The organism is Janthinobacterium sp. GW823-FHT06H09 (genome assembly GCF_058794735.1).
Genome location: NZ_JBXAHC010000001.1, coordinates 282,852 through 307,772, shown reverse-complemented (window position 1 = coordinate 307,772; position 24,921 = coordinate 282,852). Strand labels below are relative to the sequence as shown.

The following is a 24,921-nucleotide window of genomic DNA, read 5'->3' as shown; positions in this document are numbered from 1 at the left end:
GGAGATACCGCATGCCCCGTTTTGCCGCCAACCTGACCATGATGTTCAATGAAGTGCCTTTCCCGCAGCGCTTTGCCGCCGCGGCGCAAGCGGGTTTCACGGGCGTCGAATTTTTGTTCCCCTACGATCACGCGCCGCAGGAAGTGGCCGGCTGGCTGCGCGAAAACAAGCTGCAGAACGTGCTGTTCAACCTGCCGCCGGGCGACTGGGCGGCCGGTGAGCGGGGCATCGCCTCGCTGCCGGGCCGCGAAGCGGAATTCCGTGCCGGCGTGGCGCGCGCCATCGAATATGCGCTGGCGCTGGGCACGCCGCGCGTGCACATGATGGCGGGCCTGCTGCCCGTGGGCGCCGACGTCAATCTGCACCGCGCCACCTACCTGGCCAACCTGCGGTACGTCGCGAAAGCCGTGGGCGAGCATGGCATCGAGCTCTTGATCGAACCGATCAACGGGCGCGACATGCCCGGCTATTTCCTCGTCACGCAGGCGCAGGGCCATGCGCTGCGCCTGGAGTCGGGCGCGCCCAACGTCAAGGTGCAGATGGATTTTTATCACACGCAGATCGTCGAGGGCGATATCGCCATGACGTTCCAAAACAACTTCGACGGCATCGGCCACGTGCAGATCGCCAGCGTCCCGGCCCGCAATGAACCGGACGATGGCGAAGTCAATTACCCGTATTTATTCAGGCTGCTCGACGAGCTCGACTACGAGGGCTGGATCGGCTGCGAATACCGTCCGCGCGGGCGTACCGAGGATGGCCTGGGCTGGCTCGCTGCATACAACAACAAACAAGGAGCATGAAGATGAAAGTATTGATTACCGGCGGCGCCGGTTTCCTGGGACAGCGCCTGGCGCGCCAGTTGCTGGCGCAAGGCCAGCTGACGGACAGCCACGGCCAGCTGCAAGCGATCAGCGAGCTGGTTTTGGTCGACGTGGTGGCCGCGCATGACTTCCACGATGCGCGCGTCAAGGTCGTCATGGGCGACATCGCCGACGGCGCCTTGATGCGCGCCACCATCGATGCGCAGACCGCGTCGATCTTCCACCTGGCCGCCATCGTCAGCGGCCAGGCGGAAGCCGATTTCGAGCTGGGCATGCGCATCAACCTCGATGCCTCGCGTTTGCTGCTCGATATCTGCCGCGAACTGGGGCACAAGCCTAAAGTGGTCTTCACCAGCTCCGTGGCCGTCTATGGCGGCAAGTTGCCGGACGTGGTGCAGGACACCACCGCGCTGAACCCGCAATCGTCGTACGGCGCGCAAAAGGCCATCGGCGAATTGCTGCTCAATGACTACAGCCGCCGCGGCTTTGTCGATGGCCGCGTGCTGCGTCTGCCCACCATCAGCGTGCGTCCCGGCAAACCGAACAAGGCGGCGTCGTCTTTCGCCAGCGGCATCATCCGCGAACCGTTGAATGGCGAGGCGGCCGTCTGCCCCGTGTCCACCGATTTGCGATTGTGGCTGCTGTCGCCACGCGGCGCCATCGCCTCGCTGATCGCCGGCCACGAACTGGCGGGCGAGATGTTTGGCTCCAGCCGCACGGTGAACTTGCCGGGCTTGAGCGTGAGCGTGGGCGAGATGATCGCCGCGCTGGAACAAGTCGCCGGCGCGGACGTCGTTGCCCGCATCAGCTATGCCCCTGATCCGGTCGTCGAGCGCATCGTCAAGAGCTGGCCCGGCGCCTGGGACACGGCCCGCGCCGAGGCGCTGGGCTTGACGGCCGATGCGGATTTCGCCAGCATCATCCGTGCGTATATCGAGGATGCGAAAGCATGAAGCCGCGTAGGTCGGATTAGCGGCGGCACGCCGCGTAATCCGACAATATTGCTGGCGTTGGTTTAAGTGCTGATGTCGGATTGCGCTGGCCTGTCAGCCAGCTAATCCGACCTGCGCCATGCCAGCGCGTGGGGCTTATTTGCCCATGATCGACGCCACATTGTCGGTGCCGGGCGCGCCGAACAGCTGTTGCTTGAGGATGTGCAGCTGGTCGCGCACTTGCGCCGCCTTTTCGAACTCGAGGTTCTTGGCGTGGTCGACCATCAGTTTTTCCAGGCGCTTGATTTCCTTGCTGACCTGTTTCTCGCTCATGGCCTCGAACTTCGCCGCTTCCTGCGCCACCTGCAGGGTCTCGCGCGCTTCCTGCGGGCTGTAGACGCCGTCGATCATTTCGCGGATCGATTTCTTCACGCCGATCGGGATGATGTTGTTGGCCGTATTGAAGGCGATCTGCTTGGCGCGGCGGCGTTCCGTCTCGTCGATGGCGCGGCGCATGGAGTCCGTGATGCGGTCGCCGTACAAAATCGCCGTGCCGTTCAGGTTACGCGCGGCGCGGCCGATGGTCTGGATCAGGCTGCGTTCAGAGCGCAAAAAGCCTTCCTTGTCCGCGTCGAGGATGGCGACCAGCGATACTTCCGGCAAGTCCAGGCCCTCGCGCAGCAGATTGATCCCCACCAGCACGTCGAAGGTGCCCAGGCGCAGGTCGCGCAGGATCTCCACGCGCTCCACCGTTTCGATATCGCTGTGCAGGTAGCGCACCTTGATGCCATGGTCGCCCAGGTATTCCGTCAATTGCTCGGACATGCGCTTGGTGAGGGTGGTCACCAGCACGCGCTCGTCCTTCTTGATGCGCTCGACGATTTCCGACATCAGGTCGTCCACCTGGCTGCTGGCGGGGCGCACGATGATCTGCGGGTCGACCAGGCCGGTCGGGCGCACGACCTGTTCGACCACCTGGTCAGAATGGGTCTTTTCGTATTCGGCCGGCGTGGCCGAGACGAACACGGTCTGGCGCATCTTCTGTTCGAATTCCTCGAATTTCAAGGGCCGGTTGTCGAGCGCCGACGGCAGGCGGAAACCGTAGTCGACCAGGTTGGTCTTGCGCGAGCGGTCGCCGTTGTACATGGCGCTCAGCTGGCCCGTCAGCACGTGCGACTCGTCGAGGAACATCAATGCGTCGGCCGGCAGGTAGTCGACCAGGGTCGGCGGCGGTTCGCCGGGCAGCGCGCCGCTCAGATGGCGCGAGTAGTTCTCGATGCCCTTGGTGAAACCGATCTCCGCCATCATTTCCAGGTCGAAGCGCGTGCGCTGTTCCAGCCGCTGCTCCTCGATCAGTTTATTTTCCTTGCGGAAGAACTCGAGGCGCTCGCGCAGCTCGTCCTTGATGGTCTCGACGGCGCGCAGCACGGTGGAGCGGGGCGTCACGTAGTGCGAGCCCGGATACACGGTGAAGCGGGGGATCTTTTGCCGTACGCGGCCCGTCAGCGGGTCGAACAGCTGGATCGATTCGATCTCGTCGTCGAACATTTCCAGGCGCACGGCCAGCTCCGCATGCTCGGCGGGGAAGATGTCGATGGTGTCGCCGCGCACGCGGAAGGTGCCGCGGCCGAAATCGACCTCGTTGCGCGTGTACTGCATCTGGATCAGGCGCGCGATGACGTCGCGCTGGGCGACCCTGTCCTTCACGCGCAGGGTCAATATCATCTGGTGGTATTCGTTCGGATTGCCGATACCGTAGATGGCCGAGACGGTGGCGACGATGATGACGTCGCGCCGCTCCATCAGCGACTTGGTGCACGACAGGCGCATCTGTTCGATATGCTCGTTGATCGACGAGTCCTTTTCGATGAACAGGTCGCGCTGCGGCACGTAGGCTTCGGGCTGGTAGTAATCGTAGTAGCTGACGAAGTATTCGACGGCGTTCTGCGGGAAAAAGTCGCGGAACTCGCTGTACAGCTGCGCCGCCAAGGTCTTGTTCGGCGCGAAGACGATGGCGGGCCGGCCCATGCGCGCGATGACGTTGGCCATGGTGTAGGTCTTGCCCGAACCGGTCACGCCCAGCAGGGTCTGGAAGGCCAGTCCGTCGGCAATCCCCTCGGACAGCTGGTCGATTGCCGTGGGCTGATCGCCGGCCGGAGGGAAGGGCTGGTGCAGCTTGAAGGGGGAGTCCGGGAAAGAGATAATTGCGCTTTCCGCCTCGCTGGCGGTAGATAATTCGGGCATGTGAATCAGACCTTTGTTAGAATAGTGCTCTGCTGGCGGCCCTGGCGTTGTATTTCGGGGCGCTGTCTACAACTCCGCTGTGAACCTGCTTCCAATCGAATCCAATCTTATCATGACGAACCCAACTGTTTCTGCCAGTCTGTTTAGCGCCATCGAGATGGCCCCACGCGACCCGATCCTGGGCATCACCGAAGCATTTAACGCGGACCAGAATCCCGCCAAAATCAATCTGGGCGTTGGCGTCTATTATGACGACAACGGTAAAGTGCCTCTGTTAGCTTGCGTACGCAAGGCGGAAGCCATCCTGATCGAACAGGCCGCTCCACGCACCTATCTGCCGATCGAAGGCCTCGCTGCCTACGACAAGGCGGTGCAAGAACTCGTATTTGGCGCCGATAGCGCCGTAATTCAAGAGCGCCGCGCCATCACCGTGCAAGCGATCGGCGGCACGGGCGCACTGAAAATCGGTGCCGACTTCCTGCAGCGCTTCGCGCCGGGTGCCCAGGTCTACATCAGCGACCCGAGCTGGGAAAACCACCGCGCGCTGTTCGAAAACGCCGGTTTTGTCGTGAATAACTACACCTACTACGATGCCGCCACCCATGGCGTGAACTTCGACGGCATGCTGGCCAGCCTGAACGCCATGCCAGCCGGCTCCATCGTCGTGCTGCACGCCTGCTGCCACAACCCGACCGGCGCCGACCTGAGCGTGGCACAGTGGGACCAGATCATCGCCGTCGTCACGTCGCGCGGCCTGGTGCCGTTCCTGGACATGGCCTACCAGGGCTTCGCCAACGGCATCGCCGAAGACGGCGCCGTGGTGCGCCGCTTTGCCGACGCGGGCGGCCCGCTGCTGGTGTCGAACTCGTTCTCGAAATCGTTCTCGCTGTACGGCGAGCGCGTGGGCGCCCTGAGCGTCGTCGCTTCGAGCGCCGATGAAGCGGCCCGTCTGCTGTCGCAGCTGAAGCGTGTCGTGCGCACCAACTACTCGAACCCGCCAGTCCACGGCGGCAAGGTGGTCGCCACCGTCCTGGCCACGCCGGAACTGCGCCAGCTGTGGGAAGAGGAACTGGCCGGCATGCGCGTGCGCATCCGCGAAATGCGCAATGCCTTCGTGGAAAAGCTGAAAGCCAAGGCGCCAGGCCACGACTTCGAATTCGTGCGCCAGCAAATCGGCATGTTCTCGTACTCGGGCCTGAGCAAGGAACAAGTGGCTTCCCTGCGCGAGCAATCGATCTACGCCGTCGACACGGGCCGTATCTGCGTGGCAGCATTGAATTCGCGCAACATCGACATCGTTATTGACGCGATCGCCAAAGTGCTTTAAGATCTTGCTTCTTCGGCGCTGCATGCAAGTGCGGCGCGGATGGCAATAGAAAGTCGGCGATGGCCGTGTTTGTGAAGATGCAGTATCCATCTTGCAAATATGGAACAAGCGACATATAATATTGCCTCTTTTCCCTGATAGCTCAGTTGGTAGAGCGACGGACTGTTAATCCGCAGGTCCCTGGTTCGAGTCCAGGTCGGGGAGCCAGAATTCGGAAGGCCACGTTGAAAAACGTGGCCTTTTTTGTTTTTGCGCTGTCGGCGGGCAGCTGCTGTCCGGAATAGAAATTTCCCTGGGGGAATCTGGACATGTGCTTGCTTGCCCTATATAATACGGCCTCTTTTCCCTGATAGCTCAGTTGGTAGAGCGACGGACTGTTAATCCGCAGGTCCCTGGTTCGAGTCCAGGTCGGGGAGCCAGAATTCGGAAGGCCACGTTGAAAAACGTGGCCTTTTTTGTTTTTGCGCTGTCGGCGGGCAGCTGCTGTCCGGAATAGAAATTTCCCTGGGGGAATCTGGACATGTGCTTGCTTGCCCTATATAATACGGCCTCTTTTCCCTGATAGCTCAGTTGGTAGAGCGACGGACTGTTAATCCGCAGGTCCCTGGTTCGAGTCCAGGTCGGGGAGCCAGAACATCAGCAGTATCGAAAAGCCCAGCCTTCACCGGTTGGGCTTTTCGCGTTTCAGAGCCTGCATGAGGCATCCGTGTCATCACTCTTGATCCCGCGCATAGGCCGCCAGGCACCCGGCGCTATGCTGGAGGCGACAAGGCGCCGGCAGGCCTGTCATCGCCTTCAACTTCCTGGAGGGGCTGAAATGGATGAGGTCACAAGTGTTGGGTCGGCAACGATCGTGCTCGTGCATGGCGGTTTTGTCGATGGGTCGGGTTGGGAAGCCGTTTACCGGGCGCTGCGTGACGAGGGTTGTCACGTTGCCATTGTGCAAAACCCAACGCTATCGCTGGCGGACGATGTGGCCGCGACCGGACGGGTCATCGCCGCGTCGCCGGGTCCCGTGGTCCTCGTTGGTCATTCGTATGGCGGTGCCGTGGTCACGCAAGCGGGGAACGATCCCAAGGTCAAGGCATTGGTCTACATCGCGGCGTTTGTGCCGGATCAAGGCGAGTCCGTCGATTCCTTGCTGAAGAATGCCCCGCCTGGCGCACCGGTGCCGCCGATCTTGCCGCCGCACGATGGCTTCCTGTTGCTCGACCAGAAAAAGTTTGCGGCCGCCTTCGCGGCCGATGTGCCCAGGGACAAGGCCCGCTTCATGGCGGCATCGCAAGTGCCCTGGGGAGTGGCCGCGCTGACCGGCGTGGTCAGCGCGCCAGCGTGGAGGAGCAAGCCCAGCTGGTACCTGGTGGCGACGGAGGACAAGATGATTGCGCCGGCGATGCAACGCAAGATGTCCGAACGCGCGGGCTCGAAGGTGGTCGAAGTCGCCGGCAGCCATGCCATTTACATTTCGCAAGCCCATGCGGTGGCGACGCTGATCCGCAAGGCCGCCGCCGGCATTGCCGGCGGCCAGGCCAGCCTGTCGGCTTCCGGGAGTGGCTTCCCGTGACGGGGCGTTGTATCAGGACTTCGGCGCCGCATTCAATGTCTTGATGATGGCTTCCTGGAACTGCACCGGTTCATCCTGGTGAATTTGATGCCCGGAATGGTCAAAGAAAAACAGCCCCTTCTTTGGCGCCTTCAATGTTTCAAAATACGCTTGCGTGATCCTGGTCGAGGTCTGGATATCGTTTTTGCCGACGAAGAAATACACGGGGCAGTCAACGCTCTTCAAGGTCCTGGGCAGATCGATGTTCATGACCTCGTTCCAGACTGGCGACCAGGTTTTCGACCATTGAAGAAAGCCCGTCTTGAAGCCCTCGCTCGTGGCAAATTCCTTGCCATCCTTATAAAAAAGCCATTTCCTTAAATAAAACATGCTTTCGTCACTTGCAAACGGGAAACTGACGCTGTCCAGTTCCTGGCTGGCGACGGCATTGTCCTTGAAATGCACTTTCAAGGTTTTCAGCAATTCTTTCTCGCTTTCCAGCTGGCTCACGACAGGATTGGACGCGAAATAGGCATGCAGCAGTTCCGGATGATGCTTGACGATATAAAAGCCCAGGACGTTGCCCCAGGAACTGCCCAGCAAGTATATTTTTTCCTGCTTGAGCTCTTTTTGTAGAAACGTGATGACCTGGTACGTGTCCTGCTCCATCTGCGCGACGGAAGGCTGGCTTGGCGAAGGATTCAGTTTCAGGGTTTTTCCTGCATCGCGCTGGTCCCATTGCACAAGCGTAAATCTCTTTTTCAGGATGGCGGTAAACGCATCCGCATTCTTCATCATCGAACTTCCCGGCCCGCCCGATAGAAAGAGAAGAGCAGGCTTGTTGGAGTCATCTGTTTTGATTTCCACAAACTGCTTTATCCCGCCAATGTCGGGAGTCAGCAGCACGTCGATGGCAAGCGGAACGGGTTGTGCTTTACATGCATAAAATGGAATCAAGGCGATGAATAACACGGCCATTATGCTGTTTTTTGTCATGGGCTGGTATGGATGGTTGCTGGCAGGTATGGGGTGTCCATTTAGGATGTTATCCGAATAACATGTTGCATATGAAAAATATCTGCAGCGCGTCCGCAGTGGCGCCATGGCGGGCTGCGGCCTGTGTCTTTTCCCGTTTTGCGCTATCCTGAATGCAACCCCATAGGAGAGTTGCCACCATGACCTGTTCTATCCCGTTGCGCCATATCGTTCTCTGTGATTTTCTTGAGGACATCACACCGGCCAAGCATGCCGAGCTGGTCTATGAATTTTCCCAGCTTAAACATCGCATCCCCGGCGTGCTGCAATTCGAATGGGGGCCGAACGTCAGCCCGGAAGGCCTCGATGACGGCTTTACCGATTGCTTCAGCTTGAGTTTTGCCGATACGGGCGCGCGCGATGCGTATCTGACCCATGCCGCGCACCAGGCTTTTGTCGAACTGCTTAAGCCATGGCTGGGCCGCGTACTCGTGTTCGACTATCATCCGCAGGAAAATCCGGGCTGAGGTATGCCGCGCATAATTTTTTTCGCGTAAATCTGGACAACTGAAAATTTGCGCTATAGAATGCGGCCTCTTTTCCCTGATAGCTCAGTTGGTAGAGCGACGGACTGTTAATCCGCAGGTCCCTGGTTCGAGTCCAGGTCGGGGAGCCAGAACATCAGCAGTATCGAAAAGCCCAGCCATCACGGTTGGGCTTTTTGCATTGTGACATTGCACGCAGATGTGTCGAAAAGCATCTGTCATACTTGCAGGGCATATTTGCCGCCTCTCGAGGAACACAAGCCTTCCCATGAAGAATATCTGCGCCCTGATGCTGATGCTGGCCGCCGGCATCGTCTATGCGCCCCTTGCCGGCGGCCAGGGACGCCAGCCCTTGTCCGAAGCGAAGGTCAAGCAGCAGATCATCGCCGAATCGATTGCCGCCTATCCGGGGCGCTGCCCCTGTCCCTACCATGCCGCCAAGAATGGCAGCGCTTGCGGAGGACGCAGCGCATGGAGCAGGAAGGGCGGTTATGCCCCCCTTTGCTACGAACGCGAAATCAGCAGCGAGATGGTGCGCAAGTGGCGCGAGGAAAATGCTGCGGCGCCGTGACCATTGCCCCCTGCGCAGCGTCTGCAGCTGTGCCGGCGTGGGGGCGATGCCCAAGCGGCCCCATAAATCGTGGTACAGCCTGACCGGCACGGGGCCCGTATGGCCATCGATATCGCCGGGCGCCACCCTCGTGCGATGCCGCTATCTCGCCCCTGGCCAGCACATGTTCTTGCTGGGCAGCCAGCCGGCATCCATGCCGGCATCGCGTAGGGCAAATTCTCAATAGTAATACTACATTGGCAGACAATTTACTTCTGTAGGATAATGTGGAACCGGTTCCATTTATGCGCAAATGCAATGTGGCGCAATCATCGAAGTCAATAAAACAACAAGTCTTGCGGGAGTCTCATGAACTATCCAGGCAGCGAACCATCTGCAACATCCGTTTCATCCCTTCCCCGCATCAGCCGCCGCCACGCCCTGATCGGCCTGGCCGCCTTGCTGGCGCAGGCCGGTTTCTGGAGCAATCCGCTCTCGGCCGCCATGCCGGCGCCAGCCAGCGCTCCGGCGCCCGGCCTGGCGCCTGCCACGATGCTGTTCTACACCTTGTCGCAAACCATCACGGGCCACCGCGACCTGTCCGCCGCGACGGCGGCGCGCATCGAGCAAGCCATGCGCACGAACGTGCCCGGCTTCGCCGAGCGCTTGCCGCAACTGGGCGCGCTGCTCGTCACGGGCCAGGAAGCCAAGGCGCTGCTGGCCGCCGCCAGCGCCGCCGATGCGGCTTTGCGTGAGCTGGCGCTGGCCATCGTTGCCGCCTGGTACACGGGCACCGTCGCCGGCCATCCTGAGCAGGGCACGAAGTCCATCGTCGTCGCGTATGCGGAAGCCTTGATGTACCGCACGGTGGCCGATGGCCAGGTCGTGCCGACCTATTGCAATTACGGCCCTCTCTGGTGGCTGAAGGCGCCGCCGGCCGTGCGCGTCTCCGCGCCCGTGGCGCCCAAACCCGTACCGGCCCCGGCCACTACCGGCACTCCCGAACCGAAAGGCAAGCAAGCAAAATGAAATCACCGCAATTCAAGAGTAATGGCGACGTCGTCGCCGATGTCGTCATCGTCGGCACGGGTGTCGTCGGCGCCATGATGGCCGACCAGCTGGCCGCGCAAGGCCATTCCGTGATCATGCTGGAAGCGGGCCTGCGCATCGAGCGGGGACAAGCCGTGGAAAACTGGCGCAACATGCCGTTCGAGAACCGCGTCGGTTCCGACTTCCAGGGCCTGTATCCGCAGGCGGACAATGCGCCCGCGCCCCTGTATTTTCCGAAGAATAACTATGTGGAATTGTCCGGCCCCAGCGGCAGCAGTTTCCAGCAGGGCTATCTGCGCACGGTGGGCGGCACGACCTGGCATTGGGCCGCGTCGTGCTGGCGCCATTTGCCGTCGGACATGCGCATGAAGAGCGATTACGGCGTCGGGCGCGACTGGGCCATTTCCTATGATGAACTGGAACCCTACTATTGCCGCGCCGAGCAGGAAATGGGCGTGGCCGGCCCCAACGATCCCGCCTTGCAGTCGCCCAGCGAGCGCAGCGCGCCGTACCCGATGGACATGGTGCCCTGGGGCTATGGCGACAAGCGCTTCGCCGAAGTGGTCAACCCGCACGGCTACCGTTCCGTGCCGATCCCGCAAGGGCGCTCGACGCGTCCGTGGCAGGGCCGTCCCACGTGCTGCGGCAATAACAATTGCCAGCCGATCTGCCCGATCGGCGCCATGTACAACGGCATCCACCACGTGGAGCGGGCCGAGCTGAAAGGCGCGGGCGTGCTGGCCGAGGCCGTCGTCTACCGCATCGACACGGACCAGAACAACCGCGTGACGGCCGTGCACTGGTATGACGCCAAGAAACAGTCGCACATGGCGACGGGCAAGGCCTTCGTCATCGCCTGCAACGGCATCGAAACGCCCCGTTTGCTGCTGCTGGCGGCGAACCAGAATAATCCGAACGGCATCGCCAACAGTTCGGATCAAGTCGGCCGCAACATGATGGACCACTCGGGTTTCCACTGTACTTTCCTGGCCAATGAACCGATCTGGACGGGCCGTGGCCCCGCGCAAAGCAGCTGCCTGGTGGGCCCGCGCGACGGCGCCTTCCGCGCGCAGTATTCGGCCAACAAGATGATCTTGAACAATATCACCAGGGTGGGACCCGCAACGCAGCAATCGTTGAAGCTGGGCCTGGTGGGCAAGGACCTCGACGACGAGATCCGCCGCCGCGCCGCGTTCGGCGTCGACCTGTCGATCAGCCTGGAACCGCTGCCCGAAGCGCACAACCGCCTGACCTTGAGCAAGACGCGCAAGGACCCGCTGGGCCTGGCCTGTCCCGACATCTACTATGACGTAGGCGATTACGTACGCGATGGCGCGAAGGCCGCGCATGCGCAGCTCGAACACATCGGCAAGCTGTTCGGCGCCGTGGAATTCCATATCACCGACAGCCTGAATGCGAATAACCACATCATGGGCGGCGTCATCATGGGCAGCAATCGCGCCGATTCGGTTGTCGACGGCAATTGCCGCGCCCACGACCACGCCAACCTGTGGCTGCCGGGCGGCGGCGCCATGCCGTCGGCCAGCGTCGTCAACACGACCCTCAGCATGGCCGCGCTCGGCTTGCGCGCGGCCGACGACATCGCCCGCACCCTGGCAAGGGAGGCAGCATGATGCGCCGTTTCTTGCTGGGCCTGACCCTGGCGGCCGGCTTGCCGCTGGCCGCGCGTGCTTTACCACCTGTGCCGCCGCCGCCGCCCGTTACCCTGACGCCGGACCGTCCGGCCGCGCCGGCCGCAAGCACAGCCGCCAAGCCCGATGCACGGTTGGAGCGGGGCCGCTACCTGGCCATCGCGGCCGATTGCATGGCCTGCCATACGGCAGCCGGCGGCAAACCGTATGCGGGCGGTTACGCCATCGATTCGCCGCTGGGCACGATTTATGCCACGAATATCACGCCCTCCAAAAAAGGCGGCATCGGCCACTACACAGAAGCCGACTTTGCGCGCGCCCTGCGCGCAGGCGTGCGCGCCGATGGCAGTCATCTGTATCCGGCCATGCCCTACACCAGCTATGCGCAGCTGACGGATGCGGACGTGGGCGACCTGTATTATTACTTCATGCAGGCAGTCAAACCCGTCGACGAGCCGGCGCGCCAGACGGCCTTGCCATTCCCGTTCAATGTGCGCCTGTCCATGCTGGGCTGGAACACCTTGTTCCTTGACAATAAACGCTTCGTGCCCGATCCGGCGAAGAGCGCGCAGATCAACCGCGGCGCCTACCTGGCCGAAGGGCTGGCGCACTGCAGCGCCTGCCATACGCCGCGCAATATGCTGATGGGGGAAATCGGCAGCCAGACCCTGGCGGGTGCCGCGCTCGGTTCCTGGCATGCGCCGAACATCACATCCGACAAGGTCAGCGGCATCGGCGCGTGGACGGATGCGGAACTCACGGCTTACCTGAAGACGGGTCATGTGGAAGGCAAGGGGCAGGCGGCGGGCGGCATGGCCGAAGCCATCCAGAACAGCCTGCAATTCTTGCGCGACGACGACGTGGCCGCCATCGTCTCCTGGCTGCGTACCGTGCCGCCCGTGCGCGCGCCGGGGCAGACCAAGGCTGCCTTCAGCCATGGCAGCGCCGCCAGCGAGGAAGCGGCTTTGCGCGGCATGGCCGGCGCCACCGAGCGCCATTCCTTGAATAGCGGCGCCGTGCTGTTTTCCGGCTATTGCGCCAGCTGCCATTCGGTCAGCGGCGCCGGCAGCACGGGGCAAAGTTATCCGGCCCTGTTCAACAACACGGCCACGGGCGGCAACACGCCGGCCAACCTGGTCTCGGCCATCCTGTTTGGCGTCGAGCGCAAGATCGAAGGGGAAGAGCACGAAGCGTTCATGCCCCGCTTTGACCAGCGCTCGTACGTGCAGCCCTTGACGGATGAGCAGATCGCTTCGATCGCCAATTACGTGCTGAAACAGTATGGCAACCCGGAGGTGTCGGTGACGCCTGCCTACGTGGCGCAGGCGCGCAGCGGCGGCGAGAAACCCGTGCTGGCGCGGGCGCAACCGTTCATGCTGCCGGGCGGCATCGCGGCCATCTTGTTGCTGATCGCGCTGTTTGTGTGGCTGCGCCGGCGCCGTCAAGTCAAGAAATAGGCATCGGAGCCGTGGAGTATCGGCGGCGAATATGAACGTTGGGCGCAACTTGCAGTAAAATGCAGGCTGAAAAATGGTTACGAGCAATCGTAGCCATTTTTTATTCTGGCCCGACCCTGCTATCGTTCATTTGAAAATTGACAATGTCCCATTCCCTGCATCACCAATTCTTGCGTTTCGCCGCCGTCGGCGCTTCCGGCACGGCCGTGCAATACAGCGTGCTGTGGGGCGGCGTGGAATGGGCGGGCATCAGCGCCGCCGCCGCGTCCGGCATCGGCTACATCCTCGGTTCCGTCGTCAACTACCTCCTGAATTACTTTTTCACGTTTAAAAGCGACAAGCGCCATGGCGAGGCGGCCAGCAAGTATTTCACCCTGCTGGGCATCGGCTGGTGCATCAATACGGGGCTGATGTGGCTGCTGGTACACCAGCTGGGCTGGTATTACTGGTTGGCCCAGGTGCTGGCGACGGGCATCGGGCTGGTCTGGAATTTTGCGGGCAGCCGCTGGTGGGCCTTCAAGCCGGCCGGCGCGCCAGGCAAGTAATCAAGTAAGCAAGTAAGTAGTTGTTGCAAGAAAAAAAGATGCGCATAGTCCAAGACCAGGCGCGCGGTTTTACCAAAACAAGGGGTTAATCATGCAGTTCCTGGAACGCTATTTCAAACTGAAGGACAACGGGACCAATGTGCGCACGGAGCTGCTGGCCGGCCTGACCACGTTCCTGACGATGGCCTACATCATCTTCGTCAATCCGACCATCCTCGGCGACGCGGGCATGCCGAAAGACGCCGTGTTTGTCGCCACCTGCCTGGCGGCCGCCATCGGCACCCTGATCATGGGCCTGTACGCGAACTACCCGATCGCGCTGGCGCCGGGCATGGGCTTGAACGCGTATTTTTCGTATGCGGTGGTCAAGGGCATGGGCATGAGCTGGGAAGTAGCGCTGGGCGCCGTCTTCATTTCCGGCTGCCTGTTCATCCTGGTCAGCCTGTTCAAGATACGCGAGATGATCATCAACAGCATCCCGCCCGCGCTGCGCACGGCGATCACGGTGGGTATCGGCCTGTTCCTGGCCATCATTTCGCTGAAAAGCGCCGGCGTGGTGGTGTCGAACCCGGCCACCATCATCGCGCTGGGCGACTTGCACCAGGCGGCGCCCATCCTGGCCATCCTCGGTTTCTTCATCATCGTCGCGCTGGACCGCCTGAAAGTGCCGGGCGCCATCCTGATCGGCATCCTCATCATCACCATCGCCAGCTTCTTCTTTGGCGGCAACCAGTTCAACGGCATCGTCTCGGCGCCGCCCGCCATCGAACCGACCCTGTTCAAGCTCGACATCATGGGCGCGCTGTCGATCGGCATCGTCAACGTGGTGCTGGTATTTTTCCTGGTTGAATTGTTCGATGCGACGGGCACCCTGATGGGCGTGGCCAACCGTGCCGGCTTGTTGAAAGACGGCAAGATGGAACGCATGAACAAGGCCTTGCTGGCCGACAGCACGGCGATCGCCGCCGGCGCCTGCCTGGGCACGTCGAGCACCACCGCCTTCGTCGAAAGCGCTGCCGGTGTGCAAGCGGGCGGACGTACGGGCTTGACGGCCGTCGCCGTCGCGCTGCTGTTCCTGGGCAGCCTGTTTTTTGCTCCGCTGGCGCACACGGTGCCGCCGTACGCGACGGCGCCCGCGCTGCTGTACGTGGCCTGCCTGATGCTGCGCGAACTGACGTATATCGACTGGGATGACAGCACGGAAAGCATCCCGGCCGCCATCACGGCGCTGATGATGCCGTTTACGTATTCGGTGGCCAGCGGCGTGGCCTTTGGTTTCATCACCTATGCGGTATTGAAACTGTTGACGGGCAAGGGCAAGCAGGTATCGGTAGTGGCCTACATCATCGCCGCCATCTTCCTGTTCAAGTTTATCTACCTGGGCGAATAGCAAGTTTGCCTGCAAGCAGTGACAAGGCCGCCCGTGCATCAGCAGGGCGGCCTTTTGCTTTTGGCGCCGCTTACATGAGCAGCGCGGCGACCAGGTCTTTTTTGGCGTCGCCGGCGCTGCCGTCGAAGCGCAAGGCCGCTTCCACATGCGCCAGGTGCTCGACCATCAGGCGCGCCGCCAGATCGGCGTCGCCGCTGCGTGCCGCATCGAGAAAGCGGCCGTGTTCGTCGCACGAGCAGGCGGCCGCGTGACCCGACTGGTACAGCATGGTGATGAGCGAGCTGCGGCCCACCAGTTCGCGCACGATGTCGCGCAGAACGGCGTTGCCGGCGATATCGGCCAGCAAGACGTGGAAGTCGCCCAGCAGTTGCGAGCGCAGCGGCGTCGCTTGCGCCAGCGCCAGGCGTTCCGCTTTCAGGTGCCGATCGAGCATCCTGTAGTCGGCAGGTTTGGCCTGCGCGACGAATTCGCGCGCCAGGGCCGCTTCGATGATGCGCCGCGCGGCAAAGATGTCGCGCGCTTCCGCTTCGGTGGGCTGGCTGACGAAGGCGCCCTTGTCGGGCACCATGCGGATGAGTTTGTCTTTCGAGAGAATCAGCAGGGCGGCGCGGATCTTGGTGCGGCTGACGCCATACAGCCGGCACAGCGCCTCTTCGCGCAGCCGCGTGCCGGGCGGCAATTGGCGCGCCACGATGGCGGCCGCCATATGTTCGGCAATTTCTGCCGAGCTGTCGCCGCTGCCGGCCTTGTCTACCAGGGTTGCGCTTGATTCTGTCATGTCGGGTAAGAGCAGTCAGCCAGGGGCAAGGCGAACCTTGCAAGCGCATGTCCGCGCGGCGGCGTGGTTGACGCCCCGCTGCCGGCATGCCGTTGTGCGCCTTGCGTATCGGCAAGGCATGGCTATTCTACTATCTTGCCTGGCGGCGCGCAGACGGGGCCCGCCGCGTGGCGAGGCATGCTCCCTGGCTGCCTGTTTTGCTGGCCATGCAGCAACCATGTAGTAACGACTGGACATGGGAAATTTTGACGTATATAATTCGGCCTCCTTTCCCTGATAGCTCAGTTGGTAGAGCGACGGACTGTTAATCCGCAGGTCCCTGGTTCGAGTCCAGGTCGGGGAGCCAGAACAAGCAGCAGCAAAGGGCCACGTGGCAACACGTGGCCCTTTTGTCATGTGCGCATGGTTTTCATCCATGCTTGCCATCCCGTCAGTGTATCAACGGCCTGCGCGATGCCATCCCGCTGGTGGCAGGTGCACGCGCAATGATGCCCGGATCAGGGATCGACAAACACGTCGAAGCGCACCTTGAGCGGGCTGCCCCAGGAGATTTCTACCCAGGCGCGGAAGCCGCCGTTGTATGGCGCGATGTTATACACGGCCATGCGGGCGGCGCCGATGAAACGGTCCTGGGGATTCGCGCCATATTCGCTGATATTGAGAAATACGCGCGAATTGGCGTGCACATTGGCATTGGCGAAGTTGACCGAAGGATGCACGCCATTGGCCGTCCACGTATAGTAGGTGGTGAAGGCGGCGGGACTCAGGTTCAAGTCCTGTGCGGCCGCGCCTTGGGCGCTTTGGCCTTCCTGCTCCATCGGCGTATCGGTTTCATCCAGTGCCAGGTTGCTGCCGGTGCGATGTTCTACTTTCATTTCCATGATGTACTCCTGATCGATAGTTTGGACGCCGCGCCTGTCGTCGTGCGGCAAGACGCCCTATCTGTGCTGCCGTGACGGCCAGTGTCACGTCCTGGCTGATAAGGTAGCCGCCTGCTCCATCCTGTTGGAGTAATTCATTCTAGGCATACGCGGGGGCGGAAAGCGCGCTGGGCCGCCGGAAAAGCGGCGTGCGATTGTGCTGGCGCAAACACCTTGCAGGCAGGCGGCAAGATATTTTCCCCCAGGCTATTTTTACGGGGCCGCCACGCATGCGGCGCAGGACAATGGCACAATAGGCCCAGCCGACCTGCCGATACGCAACCCGTTGCGAGCCTAGCCCATGCCGATACTGAACCTGAGTGCCGAAACCGATATCTATTACGAACTGATCGAAGGCGACCCCGTCAAGCCCTGCCTGGTATTCCTGCACGAAGGACTCGGTTGCTGTGCGATGTGGAAAGATTTTCCCGCGCAGCTATGTCAGGCGACGGGGTGCCGCGGCTTGCTGTATGACCGTCATGGCTATGGGCGGTCGTCGCCGCTGGCGGCGCGGCGCCAACTCCATTATTTGCACGACTATGCGCTGTGCGAACTGCCGCAAGTGCTGGCGGCACTGCTGCCGGGGCAGGACCATTTTCTCGTCGGCCACTCCGATGGCGGCAGCATCGCCCTGATCTATGCGGCGCAGCAGCCGCCGCGCTTGCGTGGCATCATTACCGAGGCGGCGCACGTGTTTGTCGAAGGCATCACGCTCGATGGTATCCGCGTGGCGGACGCGGCGTTTGGCGCGGGCAAGCTGCGGGCGCTGGCGAAATACCATGGCGACAAGACGGAAACCATCTTCAAGGCCTGGTCGGACACCTGGCTCAGCTACGGTTTCCAGTTCTGGAACATCGAATACCTGCTGCCTTCCGTCGAATGCCCGGCGCTGGTAGTGCAGGGCAGCGAGGACCAGTATGGCAGCGCGGCCCAGGTCGACACGATCGTGGCGCAGGCCCTCAACGCCATGCCCGCCATGGTCGAGCAGTGCGGGCATACGCCGCACCAGGAGCAGCCGCAGGCATTGCTGGCGCTGATGGAAGGTTTCTTGCAAGGCCGCATGGACGCGGCCGCTCACCCGAAAACTATATGATAGACCACCTCGATCATCTGGTATTGACCACCCGCGACAAACCGGCCTGCATCGATTTCTATACGCGCGTGCTGGGCATGCAGCTGGAAACGTTCGGCACCGGCCGCCATGCTTTCAAGTTTGGCGCGCAAAAGATCAATCTGCATGAAGCCGGCAAGGAATTCCTGCCCAAGGCGGACCTGCCCACGCCCGGCGCGCTGGACCTGTGCTTCATCGCCGCCGTGCCGCTGGACGTGTTCATCGCCCATCTGGCGGCGCTGGGCATTGCCATCGAGGAAGGACCATTGTCCCGCACGGGCGCCAATTGGCCCATCCGCTCCGTGTATCTGCGCGACCCGGACCGTAACCTGATCGAAGTGTCCGAGCGCGCCTGAGGTTTCATGCGGCGCCCAGGCGTTCAATGGCAGGCGGGATCGCTGTCCCAGCGGCCCGAGCAGATGCGCGAACGGCACAGCATGCCTTCGATCAGGCCCAGCTGCTGACAGCGCCGCAACAGTTCCGCCGTGTCCTGTTCCTGTTCCTGTCCCTGTCGCTGTTCCTGCCTGCGCAGCACCACGTCGCGCACGGGCGGCGTCGTGCCTTCCTGCCGGTGCGCATGCGCGACCATCGCCGTGAGCAAGGCGACATCGCTGTCGCTGGATGCGGCGGCCGGTTTCGCTCCCTGTGGGCGGGCGGCCGCTTGGCGCGCGGGCGGCGGCGTCTTGGGCGGGGTGCTTGCTGTGGCGGCGACCGCAGCAGGCAAGGGCGGCGCCGCCGTATTGACGATGGTGGCCGCCTGTGCCGCGTGCGGCAGCGCCGTTGCTGCTGGCGCGGGCGGAATCTCGGTCATGGCTGTGACGGGCGCCGGCGGCAGGGGCGGCACCTCCGTGTCGTAGGCAAGCACGGCCATGATCAGCACCGCCAGGCACAGTGCGCCGGCGGCGCCGTACCGCCAGCCGGGGCGCCAGCGCGGGGCCGGCATGGCTGCGGGCGCGGCGGCGCCGTGCTCGAGCTGCGACAGGATGCCCTTGCCTTCGATGCGCGCGCCAGCCGCGCCGGCCGTGCTCAGCAGGTCAGGACCGCGCGCCTGGCCATCTCCGGTTTTCAGTAAAGACAAAATATCACCTCCGCAATGGATCAAATTCGACTGACCTTGATGTAAACCGCGCTCATGCGGGCCGCGGACGCCTACGATCTAACGATACCGCCGAGCAATGGATTGCCCGGCCCCGCCGATTCCCGTCACGGAGCGCCCCATGTTTGTCGCCCTGGTCCTGATGTATTTCCTGCTCGCCTGTCTCGCTTGCTGGCTGCTGCTGTTTCCCGGCGGCCGCGCCATCGTGCTGCACACGCTCGTCAACCTGGGCTGGCGCATGCAGCGGCGCGCACAAGGGTTGCAGCGGGGCGGCGGCGCGCAGTGGCAGCGCGTGCAGCAGCACACGGGCTCGGGCATGGCACGCGCCTGGCAATTGCTGTGGCGGCATCGCTGGCTGAGCCTGGCAGGCAGCGTGCTGGTCATCGTGCCCCCGCTGCTGGCCTGGCTGTCCAGCGACCGCATCGCCCTGCGCGGCTATGCCGACCAGCAACACGTCATCAATGACCAGGTCAGCGACTTGCTGAAGGGCGAACAGCTGGTACCGCCACCGACCTTGCCGCCGCTGCTGTTTTCCACTGCCGAAGTCACGCAGCTGCGTCCGCTGCTGGGCGGCGCCAGCCGCAACTGGCAATTGCTCGACCACGATTTCGCGCAGCGCCTGCTGCTGGTCTTCAAGATCATGAAGGAGGTGCATGGCTACGACATGGTCTTGCTGGAAGGCTACCGCAGTCCCGCGCGCCAGGACCAGCTGGCGGCGGCCGGGCCGAACGTGACCAACGCGAGGGCGTTTCAAAGCTATCACCAGTACGGCCTGGCCGCCGATTGCGCATTCATGCATGAAGGAAAACTCATCATTTCTGAAAAAAATGCCTGGGCCATGCGCGGCTACCGTTTGTATGGCGTGATGGCCGAATCGGTGGGCCTGCGCTGGGGCGGGCGCTGGACCATGATGGATTTCGGCCACACGGAATTGCCGCAACCGCGCGGGCCGGGCAAGTAAGCCGCGCCAGCCATTCTAGCGCCGCGTGCCGGCTTGAATTTCACCGCTGCAAGCTTACTTGCGCAGCGTCAATTGCACACCGACGCGTGCCGTGCGCTGGCGCCTGGAACTTGTCATATGTCAACAAAGGCGCGCCGCATTGCTGTCAGCATGGGCCGAATCCGCCTCGCTGCGCGGCGGCGTTCCTCCTGCTTTGCGACCTCACCCTGGGCTCATCATGCTGCGACGACTCTGGCATTTCCTCACCGACAGCCGCAATCTGACCATCTTCGGCTTCGTGGCGCTGGCCGTGTCCCTGTACCTGGGCGCCGAGGTGCTGGAAGTGGCGCTGGTCTGGGCGCTGGCCTTGCTGCTGCTGGCTTTTCTCACGTGGCTGGGCCTGTGGCTGTGGCGCAGGCGACGCGCGCGCCGCGATGCGCAGGCGCTGGGCCAGGTCATCCTCAACGAGGCCGAGATCGCCGCCGCGCAAGCGGCCTCGGCATCGACGGCCAACAACACCCAGCATGGCGAACTCGACGCGGTGCGCACGGGCATGCTGGCCGCCATCGATACCATCAAGACGTCCAAGCTGGGCCTCAAGTCGGGCGCCGCCGCCCTGTACGAATTGCCGTGGTACATGATCATCGGCAATCCGGCCGCCGGCAAGAGCAGCGCCATCCTGCATTCGGGCCTGCAATTTCCTTTCGCCGACGGCAAGATCGTGCAAGGCGTGGGGGGCACGCGCAACTGCGACTGGTTTTTCACCACGGACGGCATCGTGCTCGACACGGCAGGGCGCTACTCCGTCGTCGACGAGCACCGGGGCGAGTGGTTCGGCTTTCTCGACCTGCTGAAAAAATACCGGCGCAAGGCGCCCATCAACGGCATCCTCATCGCCGTCAGCATCGCCGAATTGAAGGGCGACCCCGACGTCGGCATGCAGCTGGCGCGCAGCCTGCGCAAGCGCGTGCAGGACGTCATCGAGCGCCTTGAAGTGTTCGCGCCCCTGTACATCGTGTTTACCAAGGCGGACCTGATCGCCGGCTTCACGGAGTTTTTTGCCGATGCCGAACGCAGCGAGCGCGAGCGCGTATGGGGCGCCACCATGCCCTACCAGCGCAAGCTGCCCACGGCCGACCTGCTGAGTTTTTTCGACCAGAGCTTCGATGAATTGCACGATGGCTTGACGGAGCTGAGCCTGGCCAACATGGCGCACCGGCAACGCAAGACGATGGCGCCCGGCGTGTTCACCTTCCCGCTGGAATTTGCCGCCATCAAGCCGGCCCTGCGCGCCTTCATCGCCACCCTGTTCGAGGAAAACCCGTTCCAGTTCCAGCCCGTGTTCCGCGGTTTTTACTTGACCAGCGCGCTGCAGGAGGGCGAGCCCGTCAGTGCCTCCTCGCAGCAGGTGGCGCGCCGCTTCGACCTGGCCTTCGCGCCGGCCCCGGCCGCCGTGCCATCGGGGGCGCGCCAGCATGGCTATTTCCTGCTGGAGCTGTTCCGCAAGGTCATTTTTGCCGACAAGCACCTGGTGGCCACCTATGCCAACCGCGCCAGGCTGCGCTTCAAATATGCCGTGTTCTTTGCCGCCACCGTGTCGCTGGGCGCCTGCCTGGGCGGCTGGAGCTGGTCCTACCTGGGCAACCGCCAACTGGTGGCCAACGTCGAAGCCGATCTGAATAAAGTCGTGAAGCTGCAGGAGAAGCGCCTGGACTTGCAATCGCGCCTGGAAGCGCTCGAAATACTGCAGGACCGCATCGAGCAGCTGGAAGCGTACCGGGAGCAAAGGCCATGGTCCTTGCGGCTGGGCCTGTACCAGGGCGACTTACTGGAGCGCAAGCTGCGCGAGGAATATTTCGCCGGCGCGCGCCAGATCATGCTGACCCCCGTGGCGGGCGCGCTGGAAGCCTTGCTGTTCGAGATGAACGCCAGCGCCGACCAGCTGCAGCCCACGGCGCGCACGCCGCAGACGCCGGGCGCCGTATCGCCCGCTGCGGCGCCCGCCGCGCCGCGCAGCGTCCAGTACCAGGCGGCCAGCGCGACGAATGTGGAAGACGCCTACAACGCGCTGAAAACCTATCTGATGCTGGCCGACAAGACGCATGCGGAGAGCAGTCACCTGAACGACCAGATGACGCGCTTCTGGCGCGGCTGGCTGGAGGGCAACCGGGGCGCCATGCCGCGCGAGCAGATGATACGCAGCGCCGAACGGCTGCTGACGTTTTACCTGGCGCAGATCGGCGACCCGTCCTGGCCGCGCATCGAGCAGAAGCTGGCGCTGGTCGACCAGGCGCGCGAAAACCTGCGCCGCGTGGTGCGCGGCATGCCGGCGCGCGAGCGCGTGTATGCCGACATCAAGGCGCGCGCCTCGACGCGCTTTCCCGGCATGACGGTGGCGCGTATCGTCGGCGAACAGGATCAGGCCCTGCTGGCGGGCAGCTATGCCGTCTCCGGCGCCTTTACGCGCCAGGCCTGGGAAAAGTTCGTCGAGGGGGCGTTTCGCGACGCCGCCAACCGCGAACTGCAAAGCGCCGACTGGGTGCTGAAAAGCGCCTCCACCGACGACCTGACCCTGGAAGGCAGTCCGGAGCAGATCGAGAAAAACCTCGTGGCCATGTACAAGGCCGACTATGCGCGCGAATGGCAAAAATTCGTGCAGGGCGTGGCCGTCGCCGACCTGAAGGGTTTTGACGGCGCCGTGCAGGCAATGAACCGCCTGGGCGACCCGCAGTCGTCGCCGATCGCCAAACTGCTGACGACGATTTACGAAGAAACTTCGTGGGACAACCCGGCGCTGCAAAATGCCCAATTGCGCAAGGCTGAGCGGGGCATCATCGCGTGGTTCAAGGAAACGGTGCTGCGCCGCGCGCCGTCGCAGCTGACGGCCAGTCCCGGCGTCAATGCGCAGCTCGATCCGGCCCGCCTGGACAAACCGATGGGCCCCGTGGGACGCGAATTTGCCGGCGTGGGCAAGCTGGTGGCGGCCAGGGACAACAATGCCTCGCTGATGCGCGCCTACCTGGAAGCGCTGTCGAAACTGCGCAGCCGCTTGAACCTGCTGAAGAACCAGGGTGACGCGGGGCCGGGCGCGCGCCAGTTCATGCAGCAGACCTTGGAGGGCAGCGGCTCCGAGCTGGCCGACGCCCTGAAACTGGTCGACGAGCAGCTGCTCACGGGGATGAGCGACGCGCAAAAGCAGGCGATACGCCCCATCCTCGTGCGCCCGCTGATGCAGACCTTTGCCGTCATCGTCGCGCCGGCCGAACTCGATATCAACAAGACCTGGGCGGCGCAGGTGTACGAACCCTTCCAGAAATCGCTGGCCAACAAATATCCGTTTGCCCCAAGCGCACGCATCGAGGCGAGCAACCTGGAGATCGGGCAGTTCTTCGGCCCGGAAGGCCTGGTGGCGAAATTCGTCACGACGTCCATGGGGCCGCTGGTGGTGCGGCGCGGCGACGTGCTGGCGCCGCGCACCTGGGCCGACATGGGCATCAGCCTGTCGCCGCAGGTGGTGGCGCGCTTCCCCGGCTGGATCGCGCCGCTGGGTGCGGGCGGCGTGGCGGCCACGTCGACGGCGGCGCAAACCGTGTTCCAGATCCAGCCGTCGCCCGCACCGGGCACGCTGGAATACACGGTGGAGATCGACGGTCAGCAGCTGCGCTACCGCAACACGCCGGCGCAGTGGACGAACATGGTCCATCCGGGGCCGCAGGGCACGGCGGGCATGCAGGGGGCGCGCATCACGGCCGTCACCTTCGACGGACGCACGGTGGAACTGTTCAACGAGCCGGGACAGTTCGGCTTGAAGCGCATGATCGATGCGGCGGCCAAGAAGCGCAAGGACGGCGGCGTGTTCGAACTGCGCTGGACGCGCGGCGAGGTGGCCGTGGCGGTCGACCTGAAAATCACCAGCAGCGCGGAAACGACGGCGACGGGTGCGGGCGGGACTGCGGCGGTGCAGGAGCAGGGCTTTCGCGGCATGCAGCTGCCCGAGACCATCGTGGGTGCTCCGGCTTCTGTGCCGGTCATCGCTGCGGCTGCGGGAGTGTCGCCATGATGCGCGCGCAGCAGCCGGTGCGCCTCGGCTACTTCGGCAAGATCCCCGCGCGCGGCGATTTCATCAAGGCTTGCGACAATCACGCGCTGGTGCAGCTGCTCGACGACTGGCTGGCGCAGGTCATGACTGCGCTGACGGTGGAACCGCGCTGGAAGCTCAATTACGACGCCTTGCCGCCGCTGCGCTTTGCCTTCGTCGGCATGCGCAGCCGGCGCGCCATCGCCGGGCGCCTGGAAGCGAGCAATGACCAGTCGCTGCGGCGCTTTCCCTTCATGGCCATGGGCGCGCTGGAAATCGACGACGCCGAAGCCTTTGTCGGCTGCAGCCCGCTGGCGCTGGCGCCGCTGTGGCAGCGCGTGGAGCAGCTGTCGCAGGGTATCGTGGCCAGCCCGGAGCCGGGTCCTGCCTTGCTGGCGCTGGCTGGCAACGTGGTGGAGGTCGAACCGGCCGCGCCTGAGCACGCGGCACGGCTGGCCGCCTTTTTGCAGGCGCAGACGGTGCATGGCTTGCAAACGATGCTCGCTTCGCCCGCGTTCCCCGTGACGGTGCGCGAATTGCTGCTGGGCCTGGGCCTGCTGCTGCAGCCGGTGCGCCGGAGCGGCTTGCCGCGCCTGGAAAAAAGCCTGGTGCTGCCGCTGCCGCAAGACGCGCAGCTGCGCGACCTGGTGGCCAGCTTCTGGCTGCATCTGATCGCGCCTTTTCTGCGCCAGGCCGATTTCGAACTGGCGCTGTTCTTTTCCCACCTCGACGAGGCGCCCGTGCTGGTGATCGGTTTTTGCGGCGCCGACCCGCATGGCTTGCGCGCGCTGATCGATCCGCAGGCCGGCAGCGAACGGCTGATCATCTTCGACCAGCTCGACTGGGTCGAGGAGCAGCTGGGACGCGATGCGGCGCTGCGCCGTTTTTCCGCCTGCCTGCAGCAGGAGCAGCTGTCGCTGCGCTCGGCCTGCGCCATGTTCACGGATACCTTTACCTGAGGGAT

At 63.2% G+C, this 24,921-nt stretch carries 21 protein-coding genes and 5 tRNA genes; 21 read left to right on the top strand and 5 right to left on the bottom strand.

Translation table 11 applies throughout. From position 1 onward, the window contains the following. The first annotated feature begins 11 nt into the window (after nucleotides 1-11). Nucleotides 12-803, top strand: a complete 792-nt coding sequence (gene otnI / locus AC1Q6X_RS01510; RefSeq protein WP_492494689.1) for a 2-oxo-tetronate isomerase — start codon at nucleotides 12-14, stop codon at nucleotides 801-803. Between the two features lie 2 nt (nucleotides 804-805). Then, nucleotides 806-1,777, top strand: coding sequence for a D-erythronate dehydrogenase (denD, locus tag AC1Q6X_RS01505; protein WP_492494687.1), 972 nt, complete (start codon nucleotides 806-808; stop codon nucleotides 1,775-1,777). Between the two features lie 135 nt (nucleotides 1,778-1,912). On the opposite strand, the gene uvrB is transcribed toward denD, so the two are convergent. Beyond that, nucleotides 1,913-4,000: an excinuclease ABC subunit UvrB gene (gene uvrB, locus AC1Q6X_RS01500; protein WP_492494685.1), complete on the bottom strand. Its 2,088-nt coding sequence runs from the start codon at nucleotides 3,998-4,000 to the stop codon at nucleotides 1,913-1,915. A 112-nt stretch (nucleotides 4,001-4,112) separates the two neighbouring features. Here uvrB and AC1Q6X_RS01495 point away from each other — a divergent pair, with 112 nt between their 5' ends. The 5 genes from AC1Q6X_RS01495 (at nucleotide 4,113) to AC1Q6X_RS01475 (ending at nucleotide 6,891) form a co-directional block, all read left to right on the top strand. Beyond that, complete coding sequence (locus AC1Q6X_RS01495; RefSeq protein WP_492494683.1) at nucleotides 4,113-5,327, top strand: amino acid aminotransferase; 1,215 nt, start codon at nucleotides 4,113-4,115, stop codon at nucleotides 5,325-5,327. A gap of 131 nt (nucleotides 5,328-5,458) precedes the next feature. After that, nucleotides 5,459-5,534, top strand: a tRNA-Asn gene (locus tag AC1Q6X_RS01490). A 136-nt stretch (nucleotides 5,535-5,670) separates the two neighbouring features. After that, a tRNA-Asn gene (locus AC1Q6X_RS01485) sits at nucleotides 5,671-5,746 on the top strand. Nucleotides 5,747-5,882: 136 nt separating this feature from the next. Continuing rightward, nucleotides 5,883-5,958 (top strand) — tRNA-Asn (locus tag AC1Q6X_RS01480). A gap of 186 nt (nucleotides 5,959-6,144) precedes the next feature. Next, nucleotides 6,145-6,891 (top strand): alpha/beta hydrolase, encoded by a 747-nt coding sequence (locus tag AC1Q6X_RS01475; protein ID WP_492494681.1) that lies wholly within the window; start codon nucleotides 6,145-6,147, stop codon nucleotides 6,889-6,891. 12 nt (nucleotides 6,892-6,903) lie between these two features. Here AC1Q6X_RS01475 and AC1Q6X_RS01470 read toward each other — a convergent pair whose 3' ends face one another. Further along, nucleotides 6,904-7,848 (bottom strand): alpha/beta fold hydrolase, encoded by a 945-nt coding sequence (locus tag AC1Q6X_RS01470; RefSeq protein WP_492494679.1) that lies wholly within the window; start codon nucleotides 7,846-7,848, stop codon nucleotides 6,904-6,906. Nucleotides 7,849-8,045: 197 nt separating this feature from the next. On the opposite strand from AC1Q6X_RS01470, the gene AC1Q6X_RS01465 reads away from it, so the two are divergent. The 8 genes from AC1Q6X_RS01465 to AC1Q6X_RS01430 all read left to right on the top strand — a co-directional run bounded on the left by AC1Q6X_RS01465 (nucleotide 8,046) and on the right by AC1Q6X_RS01430 (nucleotide 15,034). After that, the gene (locus tag AC1Q6X_RS01465) at nucleotides 8,046-8,372 is read left to right on the top strand and encodes a Dabb family protein (protein ID WP_070224169.1); all 327 of its coding nucleotides are present in this window, start codon (nucleotides 8,046-8,048) and stop codon (nucleotides 8,370-8,372) included. Between the two features lie 73 nt (nucleotides 8,373-8,445). After that, nucleotides 8,446-8,521: transfer RNA gene (locus tag AC1Q6X_RS01460), tRNA-Asn, on the top strand. A gap of 137 nt (nucleotides 8,522-8,658) precedes the next feature. Beyond that, complete coding sequence (locus AC1Q6X_RS01455) at nucleotides 8,659-8,961, top strand: hypothetical protein (protein ID WP_492494677.1); 303 nt, start codon at nucleotides 8,659-8,661, stop codon at nucleotides 8,959-8,961. Between the two features lie 348 nt (nucleotides 8,962-9,309). Then, nucleotides 9,310-9,969 (top strand): sugar dehydrogenase complex small subunit, encoded by a 660-nt coding sequence (locus tag AC1Q6X_RS01450; protein WP_099411628.1) that lies wholly within the window; start codon nucleotides 9,310-9,312, stop codon nucleotides 9,967-9,969. Further along, on the top strand, nucleotides 9,966-11,624 hold the full coding sequence (locus tag AC1Q6X_RS01445) for a GMC family oxidoreductase (RefSeq protein ID WP_289910848.1): 1,659 nt from the start codon (nucleotides 9,966-9,968) through the stop codon (nucleotides 11,622-11,624). The genes AC1Q6X_RS01450 and AC1Q6X_RS01445 overlap by 4 nt, the downstream gene beginning before the upstream one ends. After that, nucleotides 11,621-13,099, top strand: a complete 1,479-nt coding sequence (locus AC1Q6X_RS01440; RefSeq protein WP_492494674.1) for a c-type cytochrome — start codon at nucleotides 11,621-11,623, stop codon at nucleotides 13,097-13,099. Before AC1Q6X_RS01445 ends, AC1Q6X_RS01440 begins: the two co-directional genes overlap by 4 nt. 143 nt (nucleotides 13,100-13,242) lie before the next feature. Further along, nucleotides 13,243-13,644: a GtrA family protein gene (locus AC1Q6X_RS01435; protein ID WP_492494672.1), complete on the top strand. Its 402-nt coding sequence runs from the start codon at nucleotides 13,243-13,245 to the stop codon at nucleotides 13,642-13,644. 91 nt (nucleotides 13,645-13,735) lie between these two features. Beyond that, entirely contained in the window at nucleotides 13,736-15,034 is a 1,299-nt protein-coding gene (locus tag AC1Q6X_RS01430; protein WP_492494670.1) for an NCS2 family permease, read from the top strand. A 70-nt stretch (nucleotides 15,035-15,104) separates the two neighbouring features. Here AC1Q6X_RS01430 and AC1Q6X_RS01425 read toward each other — a convergent pair whose 3' ends face one another. Further along, complete coding sequence (locus AC1Q6X_RS01425) at nucleotides 15,105-15,812, bottom strand: GntR family transcriptional regulator (RefSeq protein ID WP_099411626.1); 708 nt, start codon at nucleotides 15,810-15,812, stop codon at nucleotides 15,105-15,107. Between the two features lie 270 nt (nucleotides 15,813-16,082). Here AC1Q6X_RS01425 and AC1Q6X_RS01420 point away from each other — a divergent pair. Further along, nucleotides 16,083-16,158: transfer RNA gene (locus AC1Q6X_RS01420), tRNA-Asn, on the top strand. Nucleotides 16,159-16,309: 151 nt separating this feature from the next. On the opposite strand, the gene AC1Q6X_RS01415 is transcribed toward AC1Q6X_RS01420, so the two are convergent. Further along, entirely contained in the window at nucleotides 16,310-16,693 is a 384-nt protein-coding gene (locus tag AC1Q6X_RS01415; protein WP_227742012.1) for a hypothetical protein, read from the bottom strand. 340 nt (nucleotides 16,694-17,033) lie between these two features. On the opposite strand from AC1Q6X_RS01415, the gene AC1Q6X_RS01410 reads away from it, so the two are divergent. Next, nucleotides 17,034-17,825, top strand: a complete 792-nt coding sequence (locus tag AC1Q6X_RS01410; RefSeq protein ID WP_099411624.1) for an alpha/beta fold hydrolase — start codon at nucleotides 17,034-17,036, stop codon at nucleotides 17,823-17,825. Beyond that, nucleotides 17,822-18,199, top strand: coding sequence for a VOC family protein (locus AC1Q6X_RS01405; RefSeq protein WP_492494667.1), 378 nt, complete (start codon nucleotides 17,822-17,824; stop codon nucleotides 18,197-18,199). Before AC1Q6X_RS01410 ends, AC1Q6X_RS01405 begins: the two co-directional genes overlap by 4 nt. Nucleotides 18,200-18,222: 23 nt before the next feature. On the opposite strand, the gene AC1Q6X_RS01400 is transcribed toward AC1Q6X_RS01405, so the two are convergent. After that, on the bottom strand, nucleotides 18,223-18,921 hold the full coding sequence (locus AC1Q6X_RS01400) for a hypothetical protein (protein WP_492494665.1): 699 nt from the start codon (nucleotides 18,919-18,921) through the stop codon (nucleotides 18,223-18,225). Nucleotides 18,922-19,060: 139 nt separating this feature from the next. On the opposite strand from AC1Q6X_RS01400, the gene AC1Q6X_RS01395 reads away from it, so the two are divergent. The 3 genes from AC1Q6X_RS01395 (at nucleotide 19,061) to tagF (ending at nucleotide 24,916) form a co-directional block, all read left to right on the top strand. Beyond that, on the top strand, nucleotides 19,061-19,900 hold the full coding sequence (locus AC1Q6X_RS01395; protein ID WP_492494664.1) for a M15 family metallopeptidase: 840 nt from the start codon (nucleotides 19,061-19,063) through the stop codon (nucleotides 19,898-19,900). Nucleotides 19,901-20,117: 217 nt separating this feature from the next. Then, complete coding sequence (gene tssM / locus AC1Q6X_RS01390; RefSeq protein WP_492494663.1) at nucleotides 20,118-23,939, top strand: type VI secretion system membrane subunit TssM; 3,822 nt, start codon at nucleotides 20,118-20,120, stop codon at nucleotides 23,937-23,939. Next, nucleotides 23,936-24,916, top strand: a complete 981-nt coding sequence (gene tagF, locus AC1Q6X_RS01385; RefSeq protein ID WP_492494662.1) for a type VI secretion system-associated protein TagF — start codon at nucleotides 23,936-23,938, stop codon at nucleotides 24,914-24,916. Before tssM ends, tagF begins: the two co-directional genes overlap by 4 nt. The last annotated feature ends 5 nt before the right edge of the window (nucleotides 24,917-24,921 follow it).